At 36.8% G+C, this 25,639-nt stretch carries 29 protein-coding genes; 18 read left to right on the forward strand and 11 right to left on the reverse strand.

Translation table 11 applies throughout. From position 1 onward, the window contains the following. Positions 1-34: 34 nt before the first annotated feature. From C1634_RS02465 to C1634_RS02485, 5 genes are all read right to left on the reverse strand, one after another. Positions 35-943, reverse strand: coding sequence for a DUF6268 family outer membrane beta-barrel protein (locus C1634_RS02465; RefSeq protein WP_103233903.1), 909 nt, complete (start codon positions 941-943; stop codon positions 35-37). Between the two features lie 140 nt (positions 944-1,083). Continuing rightward, positions 1,084-2,280 (reverse strand): multidrug effflux MFS transporter, encoded by a 1,197-nt coding sequence (locus C1634_RS02470; RefSeq protein ID WP_161990717.1) that lies wholly within the window; start codon positions 2,278-2,280, stop codon positions 1,084-1,086. Positions 2,281-2,446: 166 nt separating this feature from the next. Then, the gene (locus tag C1634_RS02475; RefSeq protein ID WP_109737848.1) at positions 2,447-3,268 is read right to left on the reverse strand and encodes a helix-turn-helix domain-containing protein; all 822 of its coding nucleotides are present in this window, start codon (positions 3,266-3,268) and stop codon (positions 2,447-2,449) included. 311 nt (positions 3,269-3,579) lie between these two features. Further along, positions 3,580-4,632 carry a thiamine-phosphate kinase gene (thiL, locus tag C1634_RS02480; RefSeq protein ID WP_109737849.1) on the reverse strand — a complete coding sequence of 351 codons (1,053 nt, stop codon included), beginning with the start codon at positions 4,630-4,632 and terminating at the stop codon, positions 3,580-3,582. 50 nt (positions 4,633-4,682) lie between these two features. Further along, positions 4,683-5,177 (reverse strand): acyl-CoA thioesterase, encoded by a 495-nt coding sequence (locus C1634_RS02485; RefSeq protein ID WP_109737850.1) that lies wholly within the window; start codon positions 5,175-5,177, stop codon positions 4,683-4,685. A 113-nt stretch (positions 5,178-5,290) separates the two neighbouring features. Here C1634_RS02485 and C1634_RS02490 point away from each other — a divergent pair, with 113 nt between their 5' ends. The 4 genes from C1634_RS02490 to C1634_RS02505 are packed head-to-tail and all read left to right on the forward strand — an operon-like array spanning position 5,291 to position 8,489. Next, a complete protein-coding gene (locus C1634_RS02490; protein WP_185145111.1) occupies positions 5,291-6,493 on the forward strand; it encodes a BaiN/RdsA family NAD(P)/FAD-dependent oxidoreductase in 1,203 nt (400 codons plus the stop codon). 21 nt (positions 6,494-6,514) lie between these two features. Beyond that, the gene (locus C1634_RS02495; RefSeq protein WP_109737851.1) at positions 6,515-6,928 is read left to right on the forward strand and encodes an energy transducer TonB; all 414 of its coding nucleotides are present in this window, start codon (positions 6,515-6,517) and stop codon (positions 6,926-6,928) included. A 5-nt stretch (positions 6,929-6,933) separates the two neighbouring features. Next, positions 6,934-7,572 carry a DUF2306 domain-containing protein gene (locus C1634_RS02500; RefSeq protein ID WP_103233400.1) on the forward strand — a complete coding sequence of 213 codons (639 nt, stop codon included), beginning with the start codon at positions 6,934-6,936 and terminating at the stop codon, positions 7,570-7,572. Beyond that, positions 7,569-8,489, forward strand: coding sequence for a YARHG domain-containing protein (locus C1634_RS02505; protein WP_103233399.1), 921 nt, complete (start codon positions 7,569-7,571; stop codon positions 8,487-8,489). The genes C1634_RS02500 and C1634_RS02505 overlap by 4 nt, the downstream gene beginning before the upstream one ends. A gap of 24 nt (positions 8,490-8,513) precedes the next feature. On the opposite strand, the gene C1634_RS02510 is transcribed toward C1634_RS02505, so the two are convergent. The 3 genes from C1634_RS02510 to C1634_RS02520 form a co-directional block, all read right to left on the reverse strand. Beyond that, a complete protein-coding gene (locus C1634_RS02510) occupies positions 8,514-8,915 on the reverse strand; it encodes a ribosomal maturation YjgA family protein (protein WP_103233398.1) in 402 nt (133 codons plus the stop codon). A gap of 72 nt (positions 8,916-8,987) precedes the next feature. Then, the gene (locus tag C1634_RS02515; RefSeq protein ID WP_103233397.1) at positions 8,988-9,644 is read right to left on the reverse strand and encodes a thioredoxin family protein; all 657 of its coding nucleotides are present in this window, start codon (positions 9,642-9,644) and stop codon (positions 8,988-8,990) included. A 10-nt stretch (positions 9,645-9,654) separates the two neighbouring features. Then, complete coding sequence (locus C1634_RS02520; protein WP_109737852.1) at positions 9,655-10,143, reverse strand: TlpA family protein disulfide reductase; 489 nt, start codon at positions 10,141-10,143, stop codon at positions 9,655-9,657. Positions 10,144-10,282: 139 nt separating this feature from the next. Here C1634_RS02520 and C1634_RS02525 point away from each other — a divergent pair, with 139 nt between their 5' ends. From C1634_RS02525 to C1634_RS02530, 3 genes are all read left to right on the forward strand, one after another. Then, complete coding sequence (locus tag C1634_RS02525; RefSeq protein WP_109737853.1) at positions 10,283-11,128, forward strand: hypothetical protein; 846 nt, start codon at positions 10,283-10,285, stop codon at positions 11,126-11,128. A 324-nt stretch (positions 11,129-11,452) separates the two neighbouring features. After that, on the forward strand, positions 11,453-11,611 hold the full coding sequence (locus C1634_RS25860) for a hypothetical protein (protein ID WP_153816314.1): 159 nt from the start codon (positions 11,453-11,455) through the stop codon (positions 11,609-11,611). A 153-nt stretch (positions 11,612-11,764) separates the two neighbouring features. Beyond that, positions 11,765-11,932 (forward strand): bacteriocin, encoded by a 168-nt coding sequence (locus C1634_RS02530; protein ID WP_109737854.1) that lies wholly within the window; start codon positions 11,765-11,767, stop codon positions 11,930-11,932. A gap of 35 nt (positions 11,933-11,967) precedes the next feature. On the opposite strand, the gene mutS is transcribed toward C1634_RS02530, so the two are convergent. Further along, positions 11,968-14,559, reverse strand: coding sequence for a DNA mismatch repair protein MutS (gene mutS / locus C1634_RS02535; RefSeq protein ID WP_109737855.1), 2,592 nt, complete (start codon positions 14,557-14,559; stop codon positions 11,968-11,970). A gap of 124 nt (positions 14,560-14,683) precedes the next feature. On the opposite strand from mutS, the gene C1634_RS02540 reads away from it, so the two are divergent. Beyond that, positions 14,684-15,214, forward strand: coding sequence for a GNAT family N-acetyltransferase (locus C1634_RS02540; RefSeq protein ID WP_103233393.1), 531 nt, complete (start codon positions 14,684-14,686; stop codon positions 15,212-15,214). Between the two features lie 131 nt (positions 15,215-15,345). Here the strand turns inward: C1634_RS02540 and C1634_RS02545 are convergent, their stop codons facing one another. Then, entirely contained in the window at positions 15,346-16,224 is an 879-nt protein-coding gene (locus C1634_RS02545) for a cupin-like domain-containing protein (RefSeq protein WP_103233392.1), read from the reverse strand. Positions 16,225-16,467: 243 nt separating this feature from the next. Between C1634_RS02545 and C1634_RS02550 the strand changes: the two genes are divergently transcribed. Then, positions 16,468-17,346, forward strand: coding sequence for a bestrophin family protein (locus C1634_RS02550; protein WP_103233391.1), 879 nt, complete (start codon positions 16,468-16,470; stop codon positions 17,344-17,346). A gap of 12 nt (positions 17,347-17,358) precedes the next feature. Here C1634_RS02550 and C1634_RS02555 read toward each other — a convergent pair whose 3' ends face one another. Then, positions 17,359-17,958 (reverse strand): hypothetical protein, encoded by a 600-nt coding sequence (locus C1634_RS02555; RefSeq protein ID WP_109737856.1) that lies wholly within the window; start codon positions 17,956-17,958, stop codon positions 17,359-17,361. A 55-nt stretch (positions 17,959-18,013) separates the two neighbouring features. Between C1634_RS02555 and C1634_RS02560 the strand changes: the two genes are divergently transcribed. The 9 genes from C1634_RS02560 to C1634_RS02600 all read left to right on the forward strand — a co-directional run bounded on the left by C1634_RS02560 (position 18,014) and on the right by C1634_RS02600 (position 25,629). Beyond that, positions 18,014-18,634 carry a toxin-antitoxin system YwqK family antitoxin gene (locus tag C1634_RS02560; RefSeq protein WP_228409944.1) on the forward strand — a complete coding sequence of 207 codons (621 nt, stop codon included), beginning with the start codon at positions 18,014-18,016 and terminating at the stop codon, positions 18,632-18,634. 5 nt (positions 18,635-18,639) lie between these two features. Further along, positions 18,640-19,170 carry an RNA methyltransferase gene (locus C1634_RS02565; protein ID WP_103233389.1) on the forward strand — a complete coding sequence of 177 codons (531 nt, stop codon included), beginning with the start codon at positions 18,640-18,642 and terminating at the stop codon, positions 19,168-19,170. A gap of 187 nt (positions 19,171-19,357) precedes the next feature. Continuing rightward, positions 19,358-20,011, forward strand: coding sequence for a CBS domain-containing protein (locus C1634_RS02570; RefSeq protein ID WP_109737857.1), 654 nt, complete (start codon positions 19,358-19,360; stop codon positions 20,009-20,011). A 1-nt stretch (position 20,012) separates the two neighbouring features. Next, positions 20,013-20,879: an NAD kinase gene (locus C1634_RS02575; RefSeq protein WP_109737858.1), complete on the forward strand. Its 867-nt coding sequence runs from the start codon at positions 20,013-20,015 to the stop codon at positions 20,877-20,879. A 70-nt stretch (positions 20,880-20,949) separates the two neighbouring features. After that, positions 20,950-22,020, forward strand: a complete 1,071-nt coding sequence (fbaA, locus tag C1634_RS02580; RefSeq protein WP_103233191.1) for a class II fructose-bisphosphate aldolase — start codon at positions 20,950-20,952, stop codon at positions 22,018-22,020. Positions 22,021-22,110: 90 nt separating this feature from the next. Next, a complete protein-coding gene (gene accD / locus C1634_RS02585; protein WP_103233190.1) occupies positions 22,111-22,965 on the forward strand; it encodes an acetyl-CoA carboxylase, carboxyltransferase subunit beta in 855 nt (284 codons plus the stop codon). A gap of 54 nt (positions 22,966-23,019) precedes the next feature. Next, positions 23,020-23,529: a DUF6973 domain-containing protein gene (locus C1634_RS02590; protein WP_103233189.1), complete on the forward strand. Its 510-nt coding sequence runs from the start codon at positions 23,020-23,022 to the stop codon at positions 23,527-23,529. A 237-nt stretch (positions 23,530-23,766) separates the two neighbouring features. Beyond that, a complete protein-coding gene (locus tag C1634_RS02595) occupies positions 23,767-25,170 on the forward strand; it encodes a nucleoside recognition domain-containing protein (RefSeq protein ID WP_103233188.1) in 1,404 nt (467 codons plus the stop codon). A 66-nt stretch (positions 25,171-25,236) separates the two neighbouring features. Then, a complete protein-coding gene (locus tag C1634_RS02600) occupies positions 25,237-25,629 on the forward strand; it encodes a hypothetical protein (protein ID WP_103233187.1) in 393 nt (130 codons plus the stop codon). The last annotated feature ends 10 nt before the right edge of the window (positions 25,630-25,639 follow it).

Here is a 25,639-nt window from a genome sequence, read left to right on the forward strand (position 1 = left end):
GGGAGTTATCAAATTCCCTGCCTCCGGCATTTTTTTATGGCAGATTCCAGCGCAGTGATACTGCAGCGTAGAATGTACTTGCAAATCTTGGATCTGCTACTTTTTTGTCTCTGAAAATACTTTTGATCTTTCGGTCATTTTCGCTGAAGCTTCTCAGTATTGCTGTTCCCCCTGTGAGGCGTAACGTAAGTCTGTCATTGATTTTCAATTCCGGTCTAAGTCCTGCGGTAATCTGCTGGTAACCCAGCAACATTGATTTTCCGCCTACATTTCTCTCTACAGTCATCCCGTTGAGATCTACAACAGCTTTTAAAGCAAATTTGTCTGAAAACAGATAACCGGCTTCCATACCTTGCGGGAAATTGAGACTGAATTTAATTTTTCCATTCGTTTTCCAGTCAAGATAAATCCAGGGTAAAATCATAGGAACTCCAAAAGCAGTAGTAAGTACCGGGCCTCCACCCAAAGAAAGATTAGGGTTAAAATGTCTGATAAACAAAACTCCTCCCTGTCCCAGTACATCATCAAAATTGACTCTTTCAAGGTCTGTATAAACTCCCACGGATGCAGTCATCATCATACTCCATTTTTTGCCCAAAGGTCTCATGTGCTGTATTCCGACTTGCGCATTCAGCATCTGATCCGGAAATAATTGGGTTTCGTAATTTTTGTGTGTCATCTTTGCATAAGACCCGCTCAGCAGCATTGACCACGATCTTACTTTCCCATTAGTATCTTTTTTTACAGATAACGGAATACTCAGATTAAGATCAATCCTTTTAAAATCACTTTTAGAATTCGTCTTTGTGCTGTCTTCAGGGCGGATATAGTTTGAGCCCGGAATATATTCTGTTTTCAGTTCCGCAGAGAGTCCGGATTGTGCACTTACCCAATACCCTAATGGCATTAAACAGCATAAAACTGTCGAAAGGGTTCTTTTCATATTTTAAATTTTATGCAAAGAGAACCCTTTGGTGTTTTTTTACAAAAATTACTTGATTAAGTGTCCGGATAGTATGACAACAGGATCAAATAAGAGGATTAGTTTTTCAAGACCCTATTTTGTTGTATCAGAACAGATACTTAAGCGGTTGCTTTTTGAGCTTTAAAAATACGGTATCCGAACCACACCGCAATTAATGCCATTGCAGAACGGGTCACCACCATCGGAATGATAGAGTCTGCTTCTAAAAGACCTATCAGCCCTGACATTAAGAATGTAACCATCAACTGCATGAATCCAAGTAATGCAGCCGCTGTTCCTCTTCCTTCTTTAAATGGAGATAGCGCATGGGCTGATGTGATAGGAAACAAAATACCGATGGCCAGTAATGACAGATAAAGCATTGCAATTTCCAGGGCTACAGAGACGTTTTCTGCAGCAATCAGAATATGGAGAGAACACACCACCAGCAGTACAATGGTAGCCGTAAATAAAAGCGTTGAGTTGCTTATTCTTTTGATCAGCTTAGGGGTAATATACGCCGCCGTTATCAAGGCCAGGGAGTTAAAAGCAAATATAAAACTGAACACACCGCTTGAGAAACCATGGATTTCCATAAATAGAAATGGTGCATTCGAAATATAAATAATAAGGGATGCGAAAGCAAGACTTCCTACCATTGTACTGTTGATAAAATCTTTGTTGGAAATGATCATTTTCAGCTGATCTTTTAATCCTTTTTCATCCAACAGTTCATCATCCGGAAGATTAATTCTGCTATTGGTTTCCGGTACATATTTGTAAACCATGAAAAGCGTTATCAGCCCCATGATGCATAAAAAAGCGAAAGAACTGTTCCAGCCCCAGAATTTTAGGAAAACACTTCCCAATAGCGGTGCGACAATGGGAGCGATACCACTGATCTGAGACTGCTGGGAAAAGATCGTTACCGATTTCTGTTTATCGTAAAGATCAATAATGATAGCCCTGCCAATAACGATTCCGGCACTTCCTCCGAACGCCTGCAGAAAACGCATTGCCCATAAAACATAAATATCTGAGGTAAAATAGATGGCTGCTGTTCCTATAATAAAAAGTAAAAGCCCGCAATACAGCATAGGTTTACGTCCTTTTTTATCGGACAAAGGCCCCCACAGCAGCTGCCCGAAAGCAAACCCGGCAAAGAACACCGAAATGGATATCTGGATATGCCCGATATCGGTATTAAAGATTTGGGCCATACTTGGGAAAGCGGGAAGATAAAGATCTATACTTAGCGACTCCAATGTGTTGAGCAGTGCTAAAATAAACACTACAATATTCAAATTCTTCTTCATAAATAACATAAGCCCTCACGGGCGATTTTTCAGCTGCAAAGTTGCTGTAAAAAGCTTAGTTTTTCAATAAAAGAACTGAAGGAAGGATAGCACAAATTGAAGATTTATGTACAATAATAAATAAAAAACATTAGTTTAAGCTTATCATTATAGTAAATATTGAAGATTACTTTTTTTCATTATTCTTAAAATAGTCGGGATTTTGGCCAGTATGTTTCTTGAAAAATCTTGAAAAATATGAAGTATCGTTAAAGCCAAGTTTAAAAGCAATTTCCTTCACCGTGAGCGCTCCAAAGCTAAGTTCTCTTTTGGCCTCCAGGATAAGGCGCTGGGAAATCATTTTTTTTACAGTTGTACCTCTCAAAAGGCGCACAATGTCATTAAGATGATGGCTGCTTATCTTTAAATGGCCAGCATAGAAATTGGTTTCTTTATGTACGATATAATGTCTCTCAATAAGTCCTATCAGTTCCTGAATGCGTTGACGGTCATTCTGTAAAGGTTCCTGAGGATTAATTTGTTCTCCGATGATGATACAAAATGCTTTCAGGTAAGCCTTTAAGAGTTCTGTTCTTGCTTTTGTTTTATATTCCTGCTCCATTAATGCTATAATTGTGCTGCAGGTATTTTCATTTTGGGGATTTAAAAAAAAGGGAAGCTCTCCTCCCGTAAGTACCGATTCTATATTACAGGCCTCGTTGAAAATTTCCCTGCTTATTGCCATGGCATATCCCTCCTCTCCTTCTAATTTCATATTGAATGCCTGCCCTGGAGCAATGATGCAGATTTGATTGTTCTCAAGGGTATAGCTTTCAAAATCCAACTCTAAACGGCTGTTTTCATACACCTTTCTAAACCAGATAATCTCAAAAAAATTATGCCTGTGAACATCATGAAAGTTTTCAGGACCTGCCGCACTTAGCGTACTCATCTGAAATTTTTCAGAAGTAAGATGGTGAACCGGGATTTCTTTTTCTGGTGTAATCATCACTATATAATAAAGTAATTAACTATAAACAAAAACCGCAGCAAAAAATACTACGGTTTTCTTACAATATTTAAAATTAAATATAATTTTTCAATTTCAGCAGACTGATTTTTAAGTCATTCTTATGATTATCAGTCTGTTTCTAGCTAAAAACAAAATAATAAATCAAACTCCAGACTGTTACAAAGAAAAAAACAAAAACAAATGATTCTTTCAGATTCTGATTCCGTTTTTTGATGTAATGTTTATAAAGAGTTACGATTATGAATGTAATAATAACTAAAACTGGTAATACGGTAAATGTATACATTTTACTGGCCTAAAAAAGCATCCCATCCCTGAGCTGTAAGAGCCACAAGCTGGTTAGATCCTCTTGCTACCATAAAGTTTCCTTCTTCATTTTCTACCGCATATCCGATGATGGAAAAATCAGGATGGTTTCTAATTTTATCAAAATCATTGGGTGAAATAGTGAACAAAAGTTCATAATCTTCACCACCACTTAAAGCAGTCATTACCGGATTCAAATTCATTTCATCTGCAGTAGAGATCGTAAGGTTGTCCAATGGAACTTTTTCCTCATACAATCTGAATCCTACTTTTGACTGATCTGAAAGGTGAAGGATTTCAGAAGCCAGGCCATCTGAAATATCGATCATTGAAGTGGGTTTAACATCCAGTTCCTCCAAAATATTTTTAACATCTGTTCTTGCTTCAGGCTTCAGCTGTCTTTCCAGAATATAATCGTAGCCTTCCATTTCCGGCTGCATATTAGGGTCGGCAAGGTATACAGCATGTTCTCTTTCCAGAATCTGTAAGCCCATGTATGCTCCACCCAAATCTCCTGTTACCACAAGAAGATCATTTGGCTTTGCTCCACTTCTTTTTACGATGTTTTCTTCATTTTCAATTCCTACAGCCGTAATGCTCATTACCAGTCCTGAGTTGGAACTTGTAGTGTCTCCTCCTACCAGATCAACTTTATATCTTGAACAAGCAGCCTGAATCCCGGAATAGATTTCTTCCAAAGCTTCCACCGGAAAACGGTTTGAAACCGCAAGGGAAACCAATATCTGGGTAGGCGTCGCATTCATTGCAGCAATATCACTGAGGTTTACGACCACAGCCTTATATCCTAAATGTTTTAAAGGAACATATCCTAAATTAAAATGTACTCCCTCCGCCAGCACATCTGTCGTAAGAATTACTTTTTTATTATCCGGATTAATAATTGCTGCATCATCTCCTACACCAAGTTCCGAAGATTCATTGGATAGCGGAAAATGTTCTGTCAGATGTTTAATAAGACCGAATTCTCCTAATTTCGAAATGGGCGTAAGCTCCTGTGATTTATCTTCAAACATGATTTTTATTTATAGTGACAATTGATAAACGATCAATCATCGTTCATCATTTATATATTAATTTCTGACGGGTCAATATTGTGTGGGTGGAAAGGAAACTTTTTGAAATCTTCTTTCGACAATACAACGGTTTCCGGGCTTTTATACTTATTCATTGCTTCCACGACGTCATCCGGCGGAGTGGTCATTTTTCTAAGCATCATATCGATCCATACTCCTGTGGCTTCTGCTGTAGCACAGTGCAACCCATCTGGAGTATAGAATTTGTGAACGAAACGGTAAATAGAAGAATCTTCCGAGCATCCGTCAATCTCTACACTTACGATTACGATCTGATCTGCATAAATCTCTTTGAAGAAAGAATATCTTTCGTGCAGGATCACCGGACCAATTCCCCATCTGCTTAGCTGGGTAACTCCCATTTTCTCTTTAGTCATAAAAGCCATTCTGGCTTGCGCACAATATTGTACATATGATGAATTGGCTAAGTGCTTGTTGGCATCAAGATCGCTCCATCGCACTTCAAATTTATGGTAGAAAATCATTTGAAAATCGTTTTTGGTATGATTAAATTATAATCTTCAAAAATACTCAAATAAGATGGTTTATAAAAATTGTACTTTTGAAAAAATAATCTTCCGCATAGGATTACATAGACATGAAACAGATCATTATTATCGGAGGCGGTGCTGCAGGCTTTTTCTGTGCATCCAATCTTGACGAAAAAAAATATACAATTACGATTTTAGAGCAGAACTCTGATGTTCTTCAGAAGGTTAAAATTTCCGGAGGCGGACGCTGTAATGTAACCCACGCCTGCTTTGATCCAAGAGAACTTGTTCAGTTTTATCCTCGTGGAAACAAGGAACTGCTGAGTGTTTTCAGCAAATTTCAGCCTGGTGACACGATGGAATGGTTTGACCAGCGTAATGTTCCCTTGAAAATTGAAAACGACAACAGAACTTTCCCTGAAAGCAATTCTTCACAGACCATCATCAATACTTTTTTGAATGAGACCCAAAAGAAAAATGTCTCTGTACAAACAAAATGTTCGGTAAAAGAGATTGAAAAAAAGGATGAAAAATATATTGTAAAGACCTCTTTAGGAGACTTTGAGGCAGATTATATCGTGTATACTACCGGAAGTTCTCCAAAATCGTTGAAAATGGTTGAGAATCTGGGACATAAGATTATAGATCTTGTCCCTTCCCTTTTTACTTTTAATATTAAAGATGATTTACTGAAAGATCTTCCGGGAACAAGTTTTGAAAACGCAGGAATTTCCATTCCAAAGCTGAAAACTGAAGAAAGCGGACCGTTACTTATTACCCACTGGGGGCTTTCAGGACCTGCTGTTCTGAAAATTTCTGCATGGGAAGCAATAAGCCTTGCAAAGCTTAAATATAACTTTGAAATTGAAGTTAATTTTATTTCCATAGAAACGGATGAAGCAGAAGAAATCTTTACTCATTTCAAACAAAGCAATCCTAAAAAGACTATCGGACAGTCCAAAATCTTTGATATTACAAACAGATTCTGGCAAAAGATTTTAGAAATTTCAAAAGTTGACCTCAACAAACAGGTTGCGAATATTTCCGGAAAGGAAATGCAGAAAATCATTGAAAACCTTTGCCAAAAAAAGTTTCAGGTTACCGGAAAATCTACTTTTAAAGATGAATTTGTAACAGCCGGAGGTGTTGATTTAAAGGAAATTAACTTTAAAAACATGTCTTCAAAACTGCTTCCTAATTTTTATATTGCAGGCGAGGTTCTCAATATAGATGCTGTAACGGGAGGGTTTAATTTCCAGGCATGCTGGAGTGAAGGATGGCTGATTGCACAGGATCTCAACAGCTTGTAAAAAACACTAAAAACTAAACACATGAAAAAAATACTAGCACTCATTTTATGTCTTGGATTTGGGCTTACATTTGCTCAAACAGAAGAAAATAAAACACAACCTGTGGAGAATCATTCCGGAGATCAACATAATCCAGAACAAAGTAAACCTGCAGAATATCCTGGCGGCCTTTCAGTATTTATGCGAGAGGTATCTCAAAAAATTAATTCTAACAAAATAAAAGGGGCTAAAAGCAGAACAAGTTCAAAAGCAAAATTTTCTGTCAATGCTAAAGGTTATATTGAAACTATTATCGTAACCGGAGAAAATGAATCTCTTAATCATGAGGTAGAAAGAGTGATGAAATCTATGAAAACCCAATGGAAGCCCGGAGAATATAAGGGGAACCCCGTAATGATTTGGTTTACCCTTCCTTTCGTTATCAATTTTGACTAATCGAGATGCTCTCGACTAAAAAAAATATTTCTTATTTATTTAAAATCCTTCTCATCATAGGATTCGGATACTTCTTTTGGCTGATGCTGAAAATCACGTTAGAATATATTCCTTTTAATCCTGAAGCAAGTTTTCTGATGATCAAACAGACGGAAGTTGTAGATAGGCCAGAATATCTTGCGTTTTTCTATACTCATGTCTATACGAGTATTTTTGTACTTCTTTCAGGGTTTCTGGCTATTCTCAGACGGAATTTTGGTTTAAAAAACTTCCACCGGAATATGGGAAAAGTGTATATTTTTCTCATTCTGATCTGTGCGGCACCATCCGGAATTTATATGGGAATATTTGCCAACGGAGGCATTCTATCGAAGGTTTCATTTATTATTTTGGGCTTTTTATGGTGGTTTTCAACGTTTAAAGCGTATCAGCTGGCAAGGCAGAGAAGGTTTAAAGAACACAAGCAATGGATGTGGCGGAGTTTTGCTTTTACATTATCTGCTATTACGCTGAGAATGTGGAAAGTAATTATTGTATATTTATTTCATCCCAATCCTATGGATGTCTATCAGATCATTGCATGGCTGGGCTGGGTTCCCAACCTCCTTATTATTGAATATTTAATCACAAAAAAACAGATATGAAAATTCTAAATTACACTCTTATTTCTTTATTGGCAGTTTCTTTGGTAAGCTGCAAAAAAGATGGGAAGACCAATGAATCGGGAAAAGATTCTCTAACCGCAAAAAAAGATTCTGTTGTCGTTCCTGAAGTTCATAAAGAATACTATGGAATTTATACCGGTGAATTTGCCGGAATGGAAAAGGTCGTTGACGAAACGGACGGTTCGGAGTATGATGTCAATAATTATAAAAGAATTTCTTTGAAGATCAACAGAATCACAAAGGACAGCGTTTACGGACAAAGTATTGTGAATGGCAATCAGCGCCCATTTAAAGGAGTTTTCAATGAAGCTGCAGTCTCTTTTGTCCTGGATGAACCTGGAAATGACAAAACAGACGGAAGGTTCGAGGTAAAACTGAAAGGTGACAGCTTAACCGGAAAGTGGGATGCCTTCAATAAAACATCGGTAAAAGCACCTTCAAAAACACTTAAACTGACAAAAAAAGAGTTTGTTTATAATCCTAACTTTATGCTGGATAAAGATTCTGATCTGGTAGATTGGTCAAACCCTAAAGAGTTTACAGAAAAGTACAAGGATGAAGAAACCGGAAAAACAGAAAGCTATAAAACCTCTAAAAACCGCATCGCTTCAGAAGCGATATTCAAACTGAATGCATCCAAGCAGAAGCTGACAGAAAAAGATCTTAAAAACTTAAGAAAACTTGATCTTGAAATCATCAAAAATTCTGTATTTGCAAGGCATGGCTATTCTTTTAAAAAAGAAACCTACAGAAACTTCTTTGAGCAGACAGATTGGTATATTCCTGTTTCCAGCAATGTAGACAATGATCTTTCTCCTATGGAAAAGGACAATGTGGCTTTACTGAACCGCTTTACCAAGTATGCGGAAGATAAATATGATAGTTTTGGGAGATAGAGAGAAGGTTTTAGGTTGCAGGAATTAGGTATTAGGGGTCGAGGTTAAGCCATCATTGTTTGTCGTCCTTACAAAAACATAGAGAATTAGGCAGCCTACGGCATAACACAAATTATCAATCCACGAAAAAGAATTTCCAATGACAATATACATTAGGCTTCCAGGACGGAAGCCTAGTTTTTCTGCAATATGGAAATACTGGGCAAATTCTACCAGAAATGAAAAAATCAGAATTCCAAGGATCAGCTTCTGGTCATTTACTTTTACAAAACTCTTCACAAAGGTGTACATAAGCATCACCACAATCACATCTCCAAGATAGGCTCTGACAAAGAAAATCCCGCTCAGTTTTGTAGCGATTAAGATTTCTACAAGAAAAATAAGAAGGGTCAGAAGGAAATACTTCAGGCTGAACTGTAATTTCATTTCAAATTGGTTTTAAGGCATAAAAAATCGGTATTCTAAGAACACCGATCTTATTGTAGGCAAGCAAATATATTATTTCTTTACTTTGATTGTACATCCGATGGCTACTGTTTTTGTCATTTTTACAGCATCTCCTTTTATTAAAGCATTTACAGCATCCTGAACATAATATTCTGATACATCATTCGGATTATCATAATTGTTGTCGATAGCGCCAATATATTTTACAATATTCTTTCCGTTTTCCTTTTTCAATACAAAAACATGCGGAGTCTTTGTGGCTCCATACTGTGGATAAATTTTCTGCCCTTCATCTACCAAATACGGAAAAGTAAAGCCTTTCTGCTTAGCTCTTTCGATCATCTGCTGATAACCGTCTTCCGGCTGTGCATTAGGATCATTAGGATTAATGGCAATGACCGGATATCCCTGAGCTTTGTATTTTTTATCCAGCTCAATGATTCTGTCTTCATATTTTTTTGCATAAGGACAGTGGTTGCAGGTAAATACCACAATGAATCCTTTTGCACTTTTAAAATCGCTCAGAGAGACCATTTTCCCATCAATATTCTTAAGCTTAAAATCAGCAGCTTCATCTCCTACTTCATAGCCTTTTACAGATGAGACATTCTCTTTTTTATTTTTGCCTTTATCGTGATCCGTTGTCGTAAAGCTCAGTAGCCCAAGCCCAACAATGAATGCGGTCATTACAATTTTCAGGTTTTTCATAATAGATTATTTATTGTAGATTTTCTTTAATTGTTTTTTCAAGATCTTCTTTGCTCATTTCACCATCATTAAAATGAATTTTCTCCCCATTTTTATAAAACAGCGTTACCGGAATATTTCCATCCCAGTCTTTCTCAAACTTTGGGATCCAGGTATTCATTCTTTTGATATCATCCAGCAGAAGTACTTCAGCCGTAAGATTTTTATTCTTAATGAATTTCAAAACTCTTTCTTTATCTGCAAGCCTATCCAGAGAAACTAGGATCATTTTAAATTTAGGATTTGCGGCATATTGATGATTGATCTCCATAAAGTGGGGCATCTCCTTTACACAAGGGCCACAGGTGGTTGACCAAAAGTTGACCACAAGAAGTTTATCTTTCTCTTCCTGAATTCGTTTTTCCAGATTTTCATATTTCACCACTGAAACTTCAGTCTGCTGGGCATTGAAAACCGTACAAAACAGGAATATGGCTAATACCATTAATAATTTTTTCATATTCAAAATTAATAAAATACTATTATTCAATTACATACAAGAACGGAAATTACAGATTTTATAAATCATTTACAAATAAACAATTTATTTTCATCAGCAATTCATTTTTTTGATATTTTTACTGCCTTAAATTAAAACCATGAAAAAAGCTTATTTACTTCTGCCAATTTTCTTTTTGGCATCCTGCTCTAGCAGTAATGATGATAACGAATCATCTAACAATAACGGGAACAACAATGATAACAGTCCGGTCTTAGTTACAAAAATGGTTGCTGACGGAGACACTTCAACGTATACTTACAATGGCTCAAAAATCTCTCAGATTAAAAACATCACCAATAGTGAAGTTACCCTATTCAGTTATTCAGGAGATCTGATTACCCAGCAGGTAACTACCGGTTCAAGCACCAGCTATAAAACCAATTATACCTATGATGGAAACAGCAGATTGAGCAAAAAAATATATGTTGAAAATAATCTTTCATCCGGAACTGTTTCTACAGTAGAAACCAATTATACCTATCTTTCCAGCAATAGTGTAAAAATTACTTATACTGCAAACTTTACAGGGTCTCCTGCTATGAGAACCGGTACGAAAATGGCAACATTAAATGCAGACGGCTCACTGAGCAGCTGGACAGAAACAGCATCAGTTCCTGCTAACACCGGAGGATTTCATAGTGCAACGGGATCTTTACAGCCTATCCAATACGATACTAAGAACATTCCTTTTAAAAATATAACAGGATTTTTAAAAATTATTGATACCGAAGATGAAAACGGATCTACCCACAATATCCTAAGCTATAATAATCTCCTTAATTATAACAACGGCTCAGGAAGTGCTGAATGGGATATCTTTAAGTCTACTTACGAATACAATACCAGCAATTATCCTACTAAAAATGTCAAAACTTATTATAATAAGACCGGCACAGGGGTAACGAACAGCGAATTGAATACTTACGAATACAATCATTTATAATAGAAAAGAGAGCTTAATGCTCTCTTTTTGTTTTCATTAACACCTATGTTAAATTTTTCCCAATCCATGGAATTATATGGATGATTTTGTATATTAGCTCTGAATCAAAACTAAAATTACCATGAAAAAATCAATCATTCAAAAAAGAAAATTAACCAAAACTGAGTTAAAAGAAATTAATGGTGGAGCACTTCCTCCCAGATGTCTCCGCGGATTCTGTACACTCCCTGACTCAGGAGAGATGGTACCCGGGCTTGTGGGACGAGATGGATTTTGCTGCTAATCAAAAATTAATACTAAAAAACTAATCAAACTAAAACTACCATGAAAAAATCAAACATTCAGAAAAGAAAACTGACAAAAAGTGAATTGAAGGAAATCAACGGAGGTAACGGACCTATCGTTTGTCCTGAAGGATTATGCAAAATAGGTGATGACCAATATGTTATCGGACCTGTAGGTAGAGACGGATACTGCTGTTAATATCACGTAATCTTGTTAGATAAAATAAGGATTGAGGAAACCCCTCAATCTTTTTTTGTGAAATCATTTCTACACAAAAAAACATAACAATTTGACTCACAATATTTTGAATTATATTTTTCCTTATCTTAGTGAGACCAAATTCAAATTATTATGAAAAATTCAAAAAATCAGAAAAGAAAGCTTAGTAAAAATGAGCTGAAAGAGATCAGCGGAGGAGCCAACAGACCTATCTGCCCAAGAGTAATAAGCTGTACAGATCCTAATACCGGAGAGGAAAGATCTGGAGTTCCCGGGATGCAGGATGGATTTTGCTGTTAATTAAGCTTTAATTTTATAACAAAAAAAATGATTGGTTATTTTCCAATCATTTTTTTTATCGCGTTCAGCTTCATCAAAGCCTCAATCGGTGTCAAAGTATTGATATCTATTTTCGTCAGTTCCTCACGGATATTCTCCAGAACAGGATCATCCAGCTGGAAGAAAGAGAGCTGCATATTTTCCTCAGTCACTCTTTTGATACTCTCAGAAGTATTTCCTCCCTGGGTTCTGCTCGCTTCAAGTGTTTTAAGAATTTCATTCGCTCTGTTCACCACTTTGGAAGGCATTCCGGCTAGTTTTGCAACATGAATACCGAAACTGTGCTCACTTCCTCCTGGCACCAGTTTTCTCAGGAAAATGATATTTCCTTTGTTTTCCTGGATAGAAACGTGGAAATTTTTCACCCTTTCAAAGTTGATGGTCATTTCATTCAGCTCATGATAGTGGGTTGCAAATAGAGTCTTTGCCTGCGTTGGATGCTGATGAAGATATTCTGCAATAGCCCACGCGATAGAAACCCCGTCATAAGTGGAAGTTCCACGGCCGATTTCATCCAGTAAAATCAGGCTTCGTTCTGAAATGTTATTCAGAATGTTGGCCGCTTCATTCATTTCTACCATGAAAGTAGATTCTCCTGCAGAAATATTATCTGTGGCTCCTACCCTTGTAAAAATCTTATCCAGCATTCCGATTTCAGCATGCTTTGCAGGCACAAAACTTCCGATCTGAGCCAAAAGACATACAATGGCTGTTTGCCGCAGAATTGCCGATTTACCGGCCATGTTCGGACCTGTAACCATAATGATTTGCTGAGAATCTTTATCCAGGAAAATATCATTCGGAATGTACTTTTCTCCCAACGGAAGGGCATTCTCAATGATCGGATGTCTGGCTTCTTTTAGATCAATCGCATAGCCGTCATTCAAAACAGGCCTTGTATAACTCTCAGAAACAGCCAGTTCAGACAAACCGGCAGCCACATCAAGTTGTGCAATGATATTAGAGTTCCCTTGAATCTGATCGATATAAATCATCGTTTCTGCACATAAATTCCTGTACAATGAAGTTTCCAGAACGCCGATTTTTTCTTCGGCTCCCAGAATCTGGTTTTCATATTCCTTTAACTCTTCGGTAATATATCTTTCAGCATTTACCAAGGTCTGCTTTCTTACCCAGTCATCCGGAACTTTATCTTTATGGGTGTTTCGAACTTCAATATAGTATCCGAAAACATTATTAAAATCAATTTTAAGACTTGAAATTCCCGTTCTTTCAATCTCTCTCTGGCACATATCATCCAGAAACCCACGTCCTTTACTCTGCAGGTTTCTCAACCTGTCCAGCTCTTCAGAAATACCAGCTTTAATAATGTTTCCTTTGGCAATGTTTACCGGAAGTTCTTCATTAAGGTGGTTTTCCAGGAATTTAATTAATTCTTCCAGATCAAATAGCGGTTCCAGCCACGCCAGCACTCCTGCATGAGGATGCAATAACGCTTTGATTTTATGGATATTAATCAAACTTTGACGCAGATATCCCAATTCTTTGGGTGAAATTTTTTCTGCAGCCAGTTTTCCCATTAATCTGTCAAGATCCGAAATCGATTTCAAAAGCTGGCAGATCTCATATTTCAGAGGTTCATTTTCGTTTAAGAAATCAATCAAAGAAAGCCTTCTCATAATCTCATCCACTGATTTTAAAGGAAGAATAATTCTTCTCCTCAATAATCTCCCTCCCATCGGAGTAGACGTTTTGTCAATGATATCCAGCAGAGATTTTCCTTGTGGATTGCTTGGATAAACGATTTCCAGGTTTCTCAGGGTAAAATTATCCATCATCAGATAATCTTCCTGCGGAATGATCTGAAGTTTTGTGATATGGGAAAGCAGGTTATGGTGAGTATCCTCCACCAGATAAGCAAAAATAGCCCCTGCTGCAGTGATCGCCAGTGGAAGGCTTTCTACCCCAAATCCTTTTAAAGAATTGGTTTTAAAGTGATTCGTTAATTTTTCGTAGGCAAAATTATATTGGAAAGCCCAGTCTTCCAGTTTGAAAGCATTTTTATTTTTTATCTGCTCCGGAATCTGTGTACTTCTCTGGAAAATAATCTCACTGGGATCAAAAGTATTGACAATATGCAACAGTTTTTCCAAAGTTCCTTCACTTACCAGAAACTCTCCTGTAGAAATATCTACTAAGGCCATTCCATATTTCTCTTTTTCTTTGTGTAAAGAAAGAAGGAAGTTATTCTTTTTTGAATTTAAAACCTGGTCATTGAAGGTAACACCGGGTGTAACCAACTCCGTAACGCCTCTTTTTACAATCCCCTTCACTGTTTTTGGATCTTCAAGTTGATCACAGATCGCGACCCTCATGCCTGCCCTTACCAATTTTGGAAGATAAGAATCTACAGAGTGATGTGGAAACCCAGCCAGCTCTATATGCCCATCACCATTGGCTCTTTTGGTAAGCACAATCCCCAGAATCTGAGAAGTTCTGACAGCATCCTGCCCAAAAGTTTCATAAAAATCCCCAACCCTGAATAATAATAGCGCATCAGGGTATTTCGCCTTGATGGTATTGTACTGCGTCATTAATGGGGTTTCTTTCTTCGCTGCTTTTGCCATAGTAAAAAATGAGCCCCAAATTTAGAAAAATAAATTCAGGGTATGAGAATTGTTTATCAGTTAATCTTTTATACTTTCCTTTATCAGCAATTAATCGTATTTTCACCATCAAATCACATTATTCATGGAATTTCCTGTTTTAGAAACTGAAAGGCTTATTTTACGTCAGCTTACTTTTGATGATACCCAAGATTTGTTCGAGTATTTTTCTCTGGATGAAGTGATGGAATATTATGATCTGGATACTTTTAAAACAGAAGAGGATTCCCGACGTATTATTCAGCATTTTAACAGTGAATTTGAAAAAGGAAAAGGTTTCAGATGGGCTCTGGAACTGAAATCTACTGGAAAAGTCATCGGAACCTGCGGTTACCACAACTGGTACAGAGAACACTTCAGGGCGGAAGTCGGCTATGAATTGAATCCCAAATTCTGGCAGCAATCCTATATGAAAGAAGCCATTCTCCCGATTCTGACCTATGGATTTGAAACAATGAGGCTACACCGTATAGATGCGTTCATTGATCCCTCCAATATCTCTTCTGAAAGACTGTTATCTTCTTTAAATTTCAGCAAAGAAGGAACTTTAAAGGATTTCTTTTTTGAAAAAGGAAAATTTGTAGATGCCACAATCTTTGGGCTTATTAATAAATAAGCAGGAAGCACGAAGATGGAAGTTTCGATGGGTCGTTTTAAGTAATGGTTATCTTTTAAATAAAAATGAAATCCAGTAATACTAAGCTGTAAAGAGGCTTCCCTCCCCAAGCTTCCTTCTCCCCTTCCATTTTATTTTTCTGTTTTCAGGTGTTTCTCCAAAGCTTCTGAGCTCTTTTTATGGGCCCATTTCTGCTTGTAATTGATCCATTTGGCTTTGAAAAGCTTACGCATTATCTTATCAGTATATCTCATAATAAAGACGTGATACAGCATATTAGCAAAGACATTTGGCTTATTGGGAAGGGCTCTTAAAGAGAGTGAAAAACCGGGCTCCAGATATCTGTTGAAGTGCCAGAATGCCCCAGGAATAAAGAGCGCATCACCATGTTCCATGAAAATTTCATACCCTTTCGCATATTTCAGTGCGGGAAACTTTTCATAATCCGGATTCTCATAATCCAGTTCATAAATGGTATGAACCGATAAGGGAACTTTATATAAAAACGGAGACTGCTTCTGATCAAATAGCAGTATTCTTTTTTTTCCTTCAAAATGGATATGCATAAAATCACCCAGATCCACATCATAATGCATTAAAACATGAGCTTCACTTCCCCCGAAGAATAAAGTAGGCAGTCTTTTGAAAAACTTCATTCCCAAATCCGGATAGGTGAAATTTTTCAGCAGCTCAGGAAGTTTGTCTGTGATGATGTAAAAGAAGATTCGCAGATCTGAAGGCTTACTTTTTATAGTATCAATATACTCCTTCATTTTCATACGGGTGACCGGAGCATCTGAGCTTTTCGCAGCATCAGCAGGCTTATTGTTGTACAACGGAACCTCCTGATCTCCTGCTCTCTCCCGGATATATGACAGATTCCACTTTTCAAAAGCATCCCATCGGCTGGCGAAATTTTTGATTAAAAGAGGTTTCTGTTTTTTAAAATAGTTCTTCTGAAAATCTTCTTTACTGATATCATTTACAATATCTACGTTTTCGAGGATCATGTATTTTATATTTAGTGCGAACTAAAAATAGTCTTTTTTTGAAACCTGGGAAAATTAAGATTAAAAGGCTGGAAACTGGAAGAGGGATGCTGGACGTCTACAGATTATTTCATAAAAAGATTTTTATGGAAACTTAGACCTCTTCTTCAGCTTCAATAACTTCCCATCGCCCAGCTTCACACTTCCTTACTTTATTAGCAGAGCTCAGATGAAAAATTTATATTTGTAGTAATAAGTCAACTTATGAGAGCCTACAATACCAAACATTTCATTAAAATCCTTTTCAGTTTACACAAAAGCGATACCTTAAAAATTCTTTTTCCGAGTATGGTTCTTGTAGGATTGTATTCCTCGGGCATTCAGTATCTGGAGGTAGGATATTTCCATCTTACTTCAAAATCCGGAATCAGCAATGTGGGAATGATACATTCTCTGCTGGGTTTTGTTCTTTCTCTTTTACTGGTTTTCAGAACCAATACGGCCTATGACAGATGGTGGGAAGGCCGTAAACTTTGGGGGAAACTGGTAAATGATACCCGAAATTTTGCTATAAAGATCAATACCATTTTGGGGGACAATCGTCAGGATGCAGAACAAATTGCACGATATTTAAAGTTTTTTCCTCACTTTTTAGCCAAACATCTTTCTAAAGAATCTACAAGGCTGGCTTTGGATGAAGATTATTCTGAAATAGAGAATTCTTTGAAAAATCATGGTCCGAGTGAAATGATTATTCTGATGAGCCATAAATTGAACTTATTAAAGAAGGAAGGTAAGATTTCAGAAATTGAAATGCTGTATTTAGACACTCAGCTGTCAGGGTTTCTGGATGTATGTGGAGGTTGTGAGAGAATCAAAAATACACCGATTCCCTATTCTTATTCCTCTTTCATCAAGAAATTTATTATCCTGTACGTTTTTGCACTGCCTATTGCTTATGTAATTACCATCGGCCTTTTTATGATCCCACTTACCGTTTTTGTCTATTATGTATTGATGAGTCTTGAGCTTATTGCGGAAGAAATTGAAGACCCTTTCAATAATGATGAAAACGATATTCCTATGGAAGCATTAGCACAGAATATTGAAAAAAATGTACATCAGATTATGAACAGAAAATAAAAAATCAAGCTTTTAAAGCTTGATTTCTTTTAATTCTCCGTCTTGTTTTATTTCTACAAACTTGCTTTCCCTGTTGGCCGCAGAATACCCGTAGAAAAATGTATTATATATAGGAGAGGAATACATATATCCTCCCATCCCATTATAAGTATCTGTGGTCCCTGTCTGCTTCTGGTAACTTGCTGTCGCTGTAAAATTGATAATCGTTTCAATATAATATTTGCCGGGTTTCAGTTTTTCAAACTTAAATCTGCCGCGGTCATCCGTTAATGCCTCTACTCTATATTTAAAAGCCTCTTCAGACATATACACCGTATTTTTTTTGTTCTCATATTTCCTTCTCATGTCATAAAACTCTTCAAAATAAGGAGTCACCGGAAAGAGCATGATTACTGTTCCTTGCTTTGCATAATGTTTTTCTCCCAGCAAAGGTTTAATACCCAGGGCTGTTTTCTGCTTGGTAGAAGCCACCCCTTCAATGGTAGAATTCCCGAACCCAAGCATATCACGGGCCATTTTTTTATCAAAAAAAGCTTGAGGATAATACGTATTTTGTGCTCCCAGGTACACAAATCCCAACATCAGTATGAATAATGTGAATAATTTTTTCATAGTATATTTTTGAGTCAAATATAAGTATTTTACTATTTTTGAAATAAAAATAGCTATGAAGTACATGTTTCTATTGTTCTTTTCCGCTTCTGTTATCGTTATGGCACAGAAACCTTGTGGATATAAAGACGGATTACAAGAGGGATCTTGTAAAGAATTCTATGATAACGGACAAGTAAAAAATACCGTGGAATGGAAAAAAGGGAAAGTGGATGGCGATGCCGTTTTTTATTATGACAGCGGAAAAGTACAGTCAAAAGGGGAATACAAAAAGGGATTCAAAGTAAAAGAATGGTCCTATTTTGATAAGAACGGAGTACTCACCTCTAAAGAAGCTTTTAGAAATGGAGAAAAGAATGTTTATGATAACAGTCTTACGGCTACTTTTTATTCTCCTGCAGGTAAAGTAACTGAAATTTCGAATTATAAATTCAATAAATTACAGGGTGAAAGCAAAACCTTTCATGAAGATGGAAAATCATTGAAAGATATCGGGCAGTATGACAATGGTCTTGCTACCGGAAAATGGAAAGCGTTTTATCCATCTGGAAAACTACAACGTGAGACGGAGCTTGTCAACGACAAAAGAAATGGCAACAGGGTTCATTACCGTGAAGACGGAAGCATAGAAAAGACCGAGGTCTATAAAGAAGGAAAATTAATCTCAACAAAATAATACAATTGGTACAGAAACTAAAACTGGAAGAACTTAACAGAATAGATGTAGAAACATTTAAGAAGGTTGAAAAAATTCCGTTGGTCATCATTTTAGACAATATCAGAAGTATGCACAATGTAGGTGCAGCTTTCAGAACGGCAGATGCCTTTTTAATTGAAAAAATCATTCTTTGCGGAATTACCCCCCAGCCTCCTCATCGTGAAATTCATAAAGCGGCACTGGGAGCTACGGAAAGTGTAGACTGGTCTCATGAATCAGATACCAATACGGCGATTGCTGATCTGAAAAGCAAAGGGTACGAAATCATCGGAATTGAGCAGACGACCAGCAGCAAGCTTATTACTGATTTTACGATTGACAGATCGAAGAAATATGCCCTGATTTTAGGAAACGAAGTAGAAGGAATCAGTGATGAAGTACTGCCTAATATTGATGTGTTCTTAGAAATTCCGCAGCTTGGAACCAAACACTCTCTGAATGTAAGTGTATGTGCTGGAATTGTGATGTGGGAATTTGCAAAAGCCTTAAAATAAAAAAACTGCATATGTCCTTAGTAGACAGTGCAGTTTGAAATAAATCTAATAAAAAGTAAAAATGAAAGGCGACAAAGGTACTTTTTTTTTCTTTACTATCAAATTTTGATGGCATTTTTTTTGTTTCATCTTAAAAAAAGTGGTGTTTTCAGAAAAAGATTCATTTAATTTTTTATAAATTAGCACAATGTTTATCAAGGACTATATCTCTAAAGACTTTCCGTGTTTTAGCCTGTCTGACTCTATAGAGTCGGCCAGAAACATATTGGAAGATTTCGGATATTCCCATGTTTTCATCAAAAAATCCCATCACTTCTACGGAGCCATTGCAATGGACTTTCTGTATGAAGAAGAGGGCGGAACCCTGAAGGACCTGGAGCGCCAGATTGAGCGGTTTGCTATTTTGGAAGACAATAATATTATGGACAGTATCCGTCTGTTTTATACATTCAGTTCCAACGTGATTCCGGTGATTAATAAGAATGAAAAATATCTGGGATATATTACCTGTGAAGATATCTTTCAGGACCTTTCCCGTTATCCTCTATTTTCAGAATCAGGAGCTATTCTTACTGTAGAAACTCCCGCCAGAAAATATTCAATGACGGAAATTGCCAGTATTGTAGAAACCAATAATGCTAAATTCTACGGTGGGTTTATAAGTTTCATGTCTGATGAGGTGATCCATGTGACCATAAAAATCAGTAGTGAAAATCTGGCCTCGATAGACTCAACTTTTGATCGGTACGACTACAGAATTGTTGAAAAATATTATTCTGATGAGAAGTCCGATCTGTTTAAAGACCGTTTTGGTTTTTTACAAAAATTCATAGAAATATAACATGAAGGCAGCCATATATTCTCAGAAAAAAGATCTTGATACTTTTTTATATTTAAGCAAGTTTATCTCTGAACTTGAAGCCAGAGATGTAAAATCTGTTCTATATGATGAAATGGCTGAAGCACTTCAGTTTTCAAAAATCTTCGAAACATTCAACTGTAAACAGGATCTTCTGGATAAAGAAGTAGATCTGTTTTTCACTTTTGGCGGAGACGGAACGATCGTAAACTCATTAACATTCATTGAAGATCTTGAAATTCCTGTTGTAGGAGTGAATACGGGAAGACTTGGATTTTTAGCCTTTTTCACGAAAGAAGAAGCCTTTAAAGAACTGGATGCCATCTTAAAAGGAGATGTAAAAACAAGCCGCCGTTCTGTCATTGAAGTCGTATCTCCCAATCTGGAAGGTTTTTTTCCTTATGCATTGAACGATGTCACTGTTTCCAGAAAAGAAACTACCTCCATGATTACGGTGGATTCTTATATCAATGATGAGTTTTTGAATGTATTCTGGGGTGATGGTGTGATCATTTCAACACCTACCGGTTCTACCGCCTACTCTTTGAGTTGTGGTGGACCGATCATTTCTCCGAACAACGAAAATTTTGTCATCACTCCTATTGCCCCTCACAATTTGAATGTGAGGCCATTAGTAGTAAATGATAAAGTAGAAATAAAATTCAAGGTAGAAAGCCGCGTACCTCAATACTCCCTTTCTTTGGATTCCCGATTGATCCATATCGAAACTGATAAGGAAATTATTATCAAAAAGGCAGGATTCCAGCTTCTTCTGGTACAGCCCAACGGTTTGAGTTTCTATGAAACCATCCGTCAGAAGCTACTTTGGGGCAGGGATAAAAGAAATTAGTAATTTCTTAAAAATGATTACCTTTACACAAAATTAAAACACCTAATAAATTTATAATAAAAAGTAAAACATGAGCAGAATTTTTCCGGCAGGAGTTGCCACAGGTCAGCTAGTTACTGATATCTTTCAGTATGCTAAAGAAAACAAATTTGCATTACCTGCAGTAAACGTAATTGGATCAAGCAACATCAATGCTGTGATGGAAACTGCAGCGAAATTGAACGCTCCTGTAATTATTCAGTTTTCAAATGGTGGAGGTGCATTCAACGCAGGGAAAGGATTAAACAATGACGGACAAAAAGCTGCCATCTTAGGATCTATCGCTGGTGCAAAACATATTCACACTCTTGCTGAAGCGTACGGAGCAACAGTAATTCTACACACAGACCACTGTGCAAAGAAATTACTTCCTTGGATCGACGGATTGATGGATGCTAACGAAGAATTCTTCAAGCAGACAGGAAAATCTCTTTACTCTTCTCACATGCTGGACCTTTCTGAGGAATCTTTAGAAGAAAATCTTGAGATTTCAGCTCAATATTTCGAAAGAATGGCAAAACTTCAGATGACTCTTGAAGTAGAAATCGGAGTTACTGGTGGTGAAGAAGATGGTGTTGACAACTCAGACGTTGATAACTCTAAATTATATACTCAGCCTGAAGATATAGCGTATACTTATGAAAAATTAAAAGCTATTTCTGATAACTTTACTATTGCTGCAGCATTCGGTAACGTACACGGAGTTTACAAGCCAGGAAACGTAGTTCTTACACCGAAAATCCTTGACAATTCTCAGAAATATGTTCAGGAAAAATTCGGAACGGCAGCGAAACCTGTTAATTTTGTATTCCATGGAGGTTCAGGATCTACTTTAGAAGAGATCAGAGAGGCTATCGACTACGGAGTAATTAAAATGAATATCGATACTGACCTTCAGTTTGCATATACAGAAGGCGTTAGAGATTATATGGTAAACAATATTGAGTATTTAAGAACTCAAATCGGAAACCCTGAAGGAGAGGAAAAACCTAACAAGAAATTCTATGACCCAAGAGTTTGGGTAAGAAAAGGTGAAGACACATTCTCTACAAGATTGGTGAAAGCATTTGAAGATTTAAATAACGTAAATACTTTAAAATAAGAACTGTACATTTGTACCGATGTAAAAAGTATTCATAAGAAATACATTTACATTGGTACATTTTACATTTATACATTAATACAAGCAAAAATGGCATTCGACTGGTTTAAAAGAAAAGCAAAAAACATTACCACTTCTACTGATGAAAAAAAGGACGTTCCCAAAGGTCTATGGCATCAGACTCCATCCGGAAAAGTTGTGGAACATGATGAACTAAAGAGAAATAACTATGTTTCTCCTGAAGACGGATTTCATGTAAGAATAGGAAGTTCGGAATTTTTTGACATCCTTTTTGACGGTGGTAAATTTACCGAACTGGATGCTAATGTTGAAAGTATTGATATCTTAAACTTTAAAGATACAAAACCTTACAAAGACCGTTTAAAAGAAGTAAAAGCGAAGACAAAACTTACAGACTCTATCAGAAATGCTGTAGGAACTGTAAAGGGTACAGAAATGGTGGTTTCTTGTATGGATTTTGCTTTTATTGGTGGATCTTTAGGATCTGTAATGGGAGAAAAGATCAGAAGAGCAGTAGATTACTGTATTGCTAATAAACTTCCATATATGATTATCTGTCAGTCCGGAGGAGCAAGAATGCAGGAAGCAACCTACTCTTTGATGCAGCTAGCAAAAGTTCAGGCTAAGTTAGCTCAGCTTTCTGAAGCAGGACTTTTATACATCGCTTACCTTTGTGACCCTACATTCGGAGGAATCACAGCTTCTTTTGCAATGACCGCTGATATCATCATGGCAGAACCGGGAGCACTAATCGGTTTCGCCGGACCAAGAGTAATCCGTGAAACGATCGGTAGAGACTTACCGGAAGGATTCCAGACATCAGAATTCTTACAGGAAAAAGGATTTGTAGATTTCATCGTAAAAAGAACTGAAATTCAGGATACGGTTGCTAAAACAGTCAATTTATTAACTGTAAAAGCGTAGTATCTGTAACAAAAACAATACAATCTCTCTCTAATTAGGGAGAGATTTTTATTTATGAGGACTTTTAAGATATTTTTCAATACCATCAGAAGTATGAGTTTTAAAAAGATTATGCGTCTTTTATCACTTATCCTTCCCCATCCTCTTTTTGCCCTATTGAGTTTTCACGCTACTGTAAAAGCATTTACCATTGCACAGAAAAAATTCCCACAAACAGCCTCCAATAATGGAATTGGGAATGCTTTCAGACATGCTCTGTGGTGCTGCTTCATTATGATGTACTGCTGCAAGATTTCTTCTCCCAAAAAAGCACTTGATTTTTGCAAAAGAATTACGGATATGCATGAAGAACTATTCCCAAATGAGCCTTTGGAAACAAAAATGGACCTCCACAACAATAAAATCGGAATGGACTATTTCATGGAGATCCTGCCAGGCATTCACCGCCAGTTTTTTGAAAAAAGCTTTTTTGTAGAGGCATTGGTCAAAAAAATGAATGATGCCAAAGTTCTGAAGAATTTGGATGACAATTTTGAGGGGCATCTTGTATATTTAGAAGAGTAGATCTATTTTTTTCAGCCACAAAGTTTTATTTAGAATAACACTTTAGAACACTTAAGTAAGTTTAATAGGATACTGAATAAAAAAGTACACATAAGCAGAAAATTATAGATTTTCAAAAACTTAAATGCTCTTCTCTGCTGTATAATATTTTACTTATGAAAACTTAAGTGTTTAATTCTTTTGTGACTTTTGTAGTTTAAAGTATTTTTGATAAGTTTAAACAATTAAATCAATCAGATGGTTCTCAGCAGAATTTGGTCGGCTTTTATTATTATTGCCATTGCCATTGCCAGTATAAAATACGTTTCATCAGCTCACTACAAAACTATTTTCAATGATATGGTTGTGGGAAAAGGTGGTGATACCGTGAAGGTTGTATCTCAACCGATGAACAGCCTCTCTCCTGTTATCAGAGACAGCCTGATGAAAAAAAATGATTTTGCAGACAGCAGAATTCATTACAAAACAGATTCTTTAAAACAAAACGTAAGCGTTTATCGCGTTCAGGAGGCTGATGGAGTGATCGGAACATCAGAAACAGCGGTAAAGATCTGTATTGGACTTATCGGAATCATGACGCTTTTCATGGGATTCATGAGTATTGCTGAAAAAGCAGGAGGAATCAATCTTCTAAGCCGCCTGATCCAGCCGTTTTTCTCCAAATTATTTCCTGACATCCCTAAAAACCATCCCGCATTCGGACATATGCTGATGAATTTCAGTGCCAACCTTCTGGGATTGGATAATGCAGCGACTCCTTTTGGGCTAAAAGCAATGGAAAGTTTACAGAGCTTAAATCCCAATAAAGATACCGCCAGCAATTCGCAGATTATGTTTTTATGTCTCCATGCCGGAGGGATGACCTTAATTCCTGTATCCATTATTGCGATCAGAGCATCCATGGGTTCAAAGACCCCTACTGATATATTTCTGCCCTGTATGATTGCTACTTTTGCGGCTACATTGGCTGCAATGATTATTGTTTCTTTATACCAGAAGATCAATCTGCTTCGCCCTGTTGTTATCGCTTATGTAGGAGGAATTTCAGCCGTTATTGCTTTACTAGTGGTATATCTTGTACAGCTAAGCAAAGATGAACTGGATGACTTCAGTAAGATATTAAGCAATGGGCTTATTCTCTTTATTTTCCTTGCCATAGTACTTGGAGCTGTTTATAAAAAAATCAATGTTTTTGATGCCTTTATTGAAGGAGCAAAAGAAGGGTTTACCACCTGCGTCAAGATTATCCCTTATCTGGTTGGAATGTTGATTGCCATTTCCTTATTAAGAACTTCTGGTGTTTTTGATGTGATCATTGACGGAATGAAATGGGTGGCCAACGTGGCCAATATGGATCCAAGATTTGTTGATGGACTTCCAACAGCTTTAATCAAACCTTTATCCGGTTCAGGAGCAAGAGGGATGATGGTGGATACGATGTCAACATTTGGGGCTGATAGTTTCCAGGGGAAACTGGCGGCTGTACTTCAGGGAAGCTCAGATACGACGTTCTACGTGATCGCGGTTTATTTTGGCGCCGTTGCTGTTAAGAATACAAGATACACGGTAATTGCTATGCTTCTGGCTGATTTAGTCGGTGTTATCACTGCAATTGCCTTGGCTTATTTGTTCTTTGCTTAATTAAAAGCTGCTGGTTGAAACCGATGCTATTAACTTTAAACACTAAACTTAAAACTTTAAATCATTATGATTACAGATAAAGAATTTACTTTAAGACTTATTCGCCAATTGACTCAGGCGTTAGAAAAACTGATCCTGGATAAACCTGAAGAAAGCTTAATGCAGAAAGAACTGGATTTTGATACTTTAATGAGAGATATTTTCAAGATAAGTTTCACAGAAGTCTCTTCTAAGACCAAAGAAGAAATAATTGCTATCGTTAACGAAAGACAGGAAAGGGATCACAAAGATTATTATGAAATGCTTGGAAACCTTTTTTACTTCAACAGCAGACATGATCAAAATAAAGATTTTCAGGATAAAGCAAAGACATTTTATGAGCTGTATCTACAGACCAGCGGTATTTTTGCCCTTCCGATTATCAACAGAATAAATGAATTAAAAAAAGCACTTGAATAAAGTGCTTTTG

The sequence above is a fragment of the Chryseobacterium viscerum genome, assembly GCF_002899945.2.
GTDB classification, from domain to species: domain Bacteria; phylum Bacteroidota; class Bacteroidia; order Flavobacteriales; family Weeksellaceae; genus Chryseobacterium; species Chryseobacterium viscerum.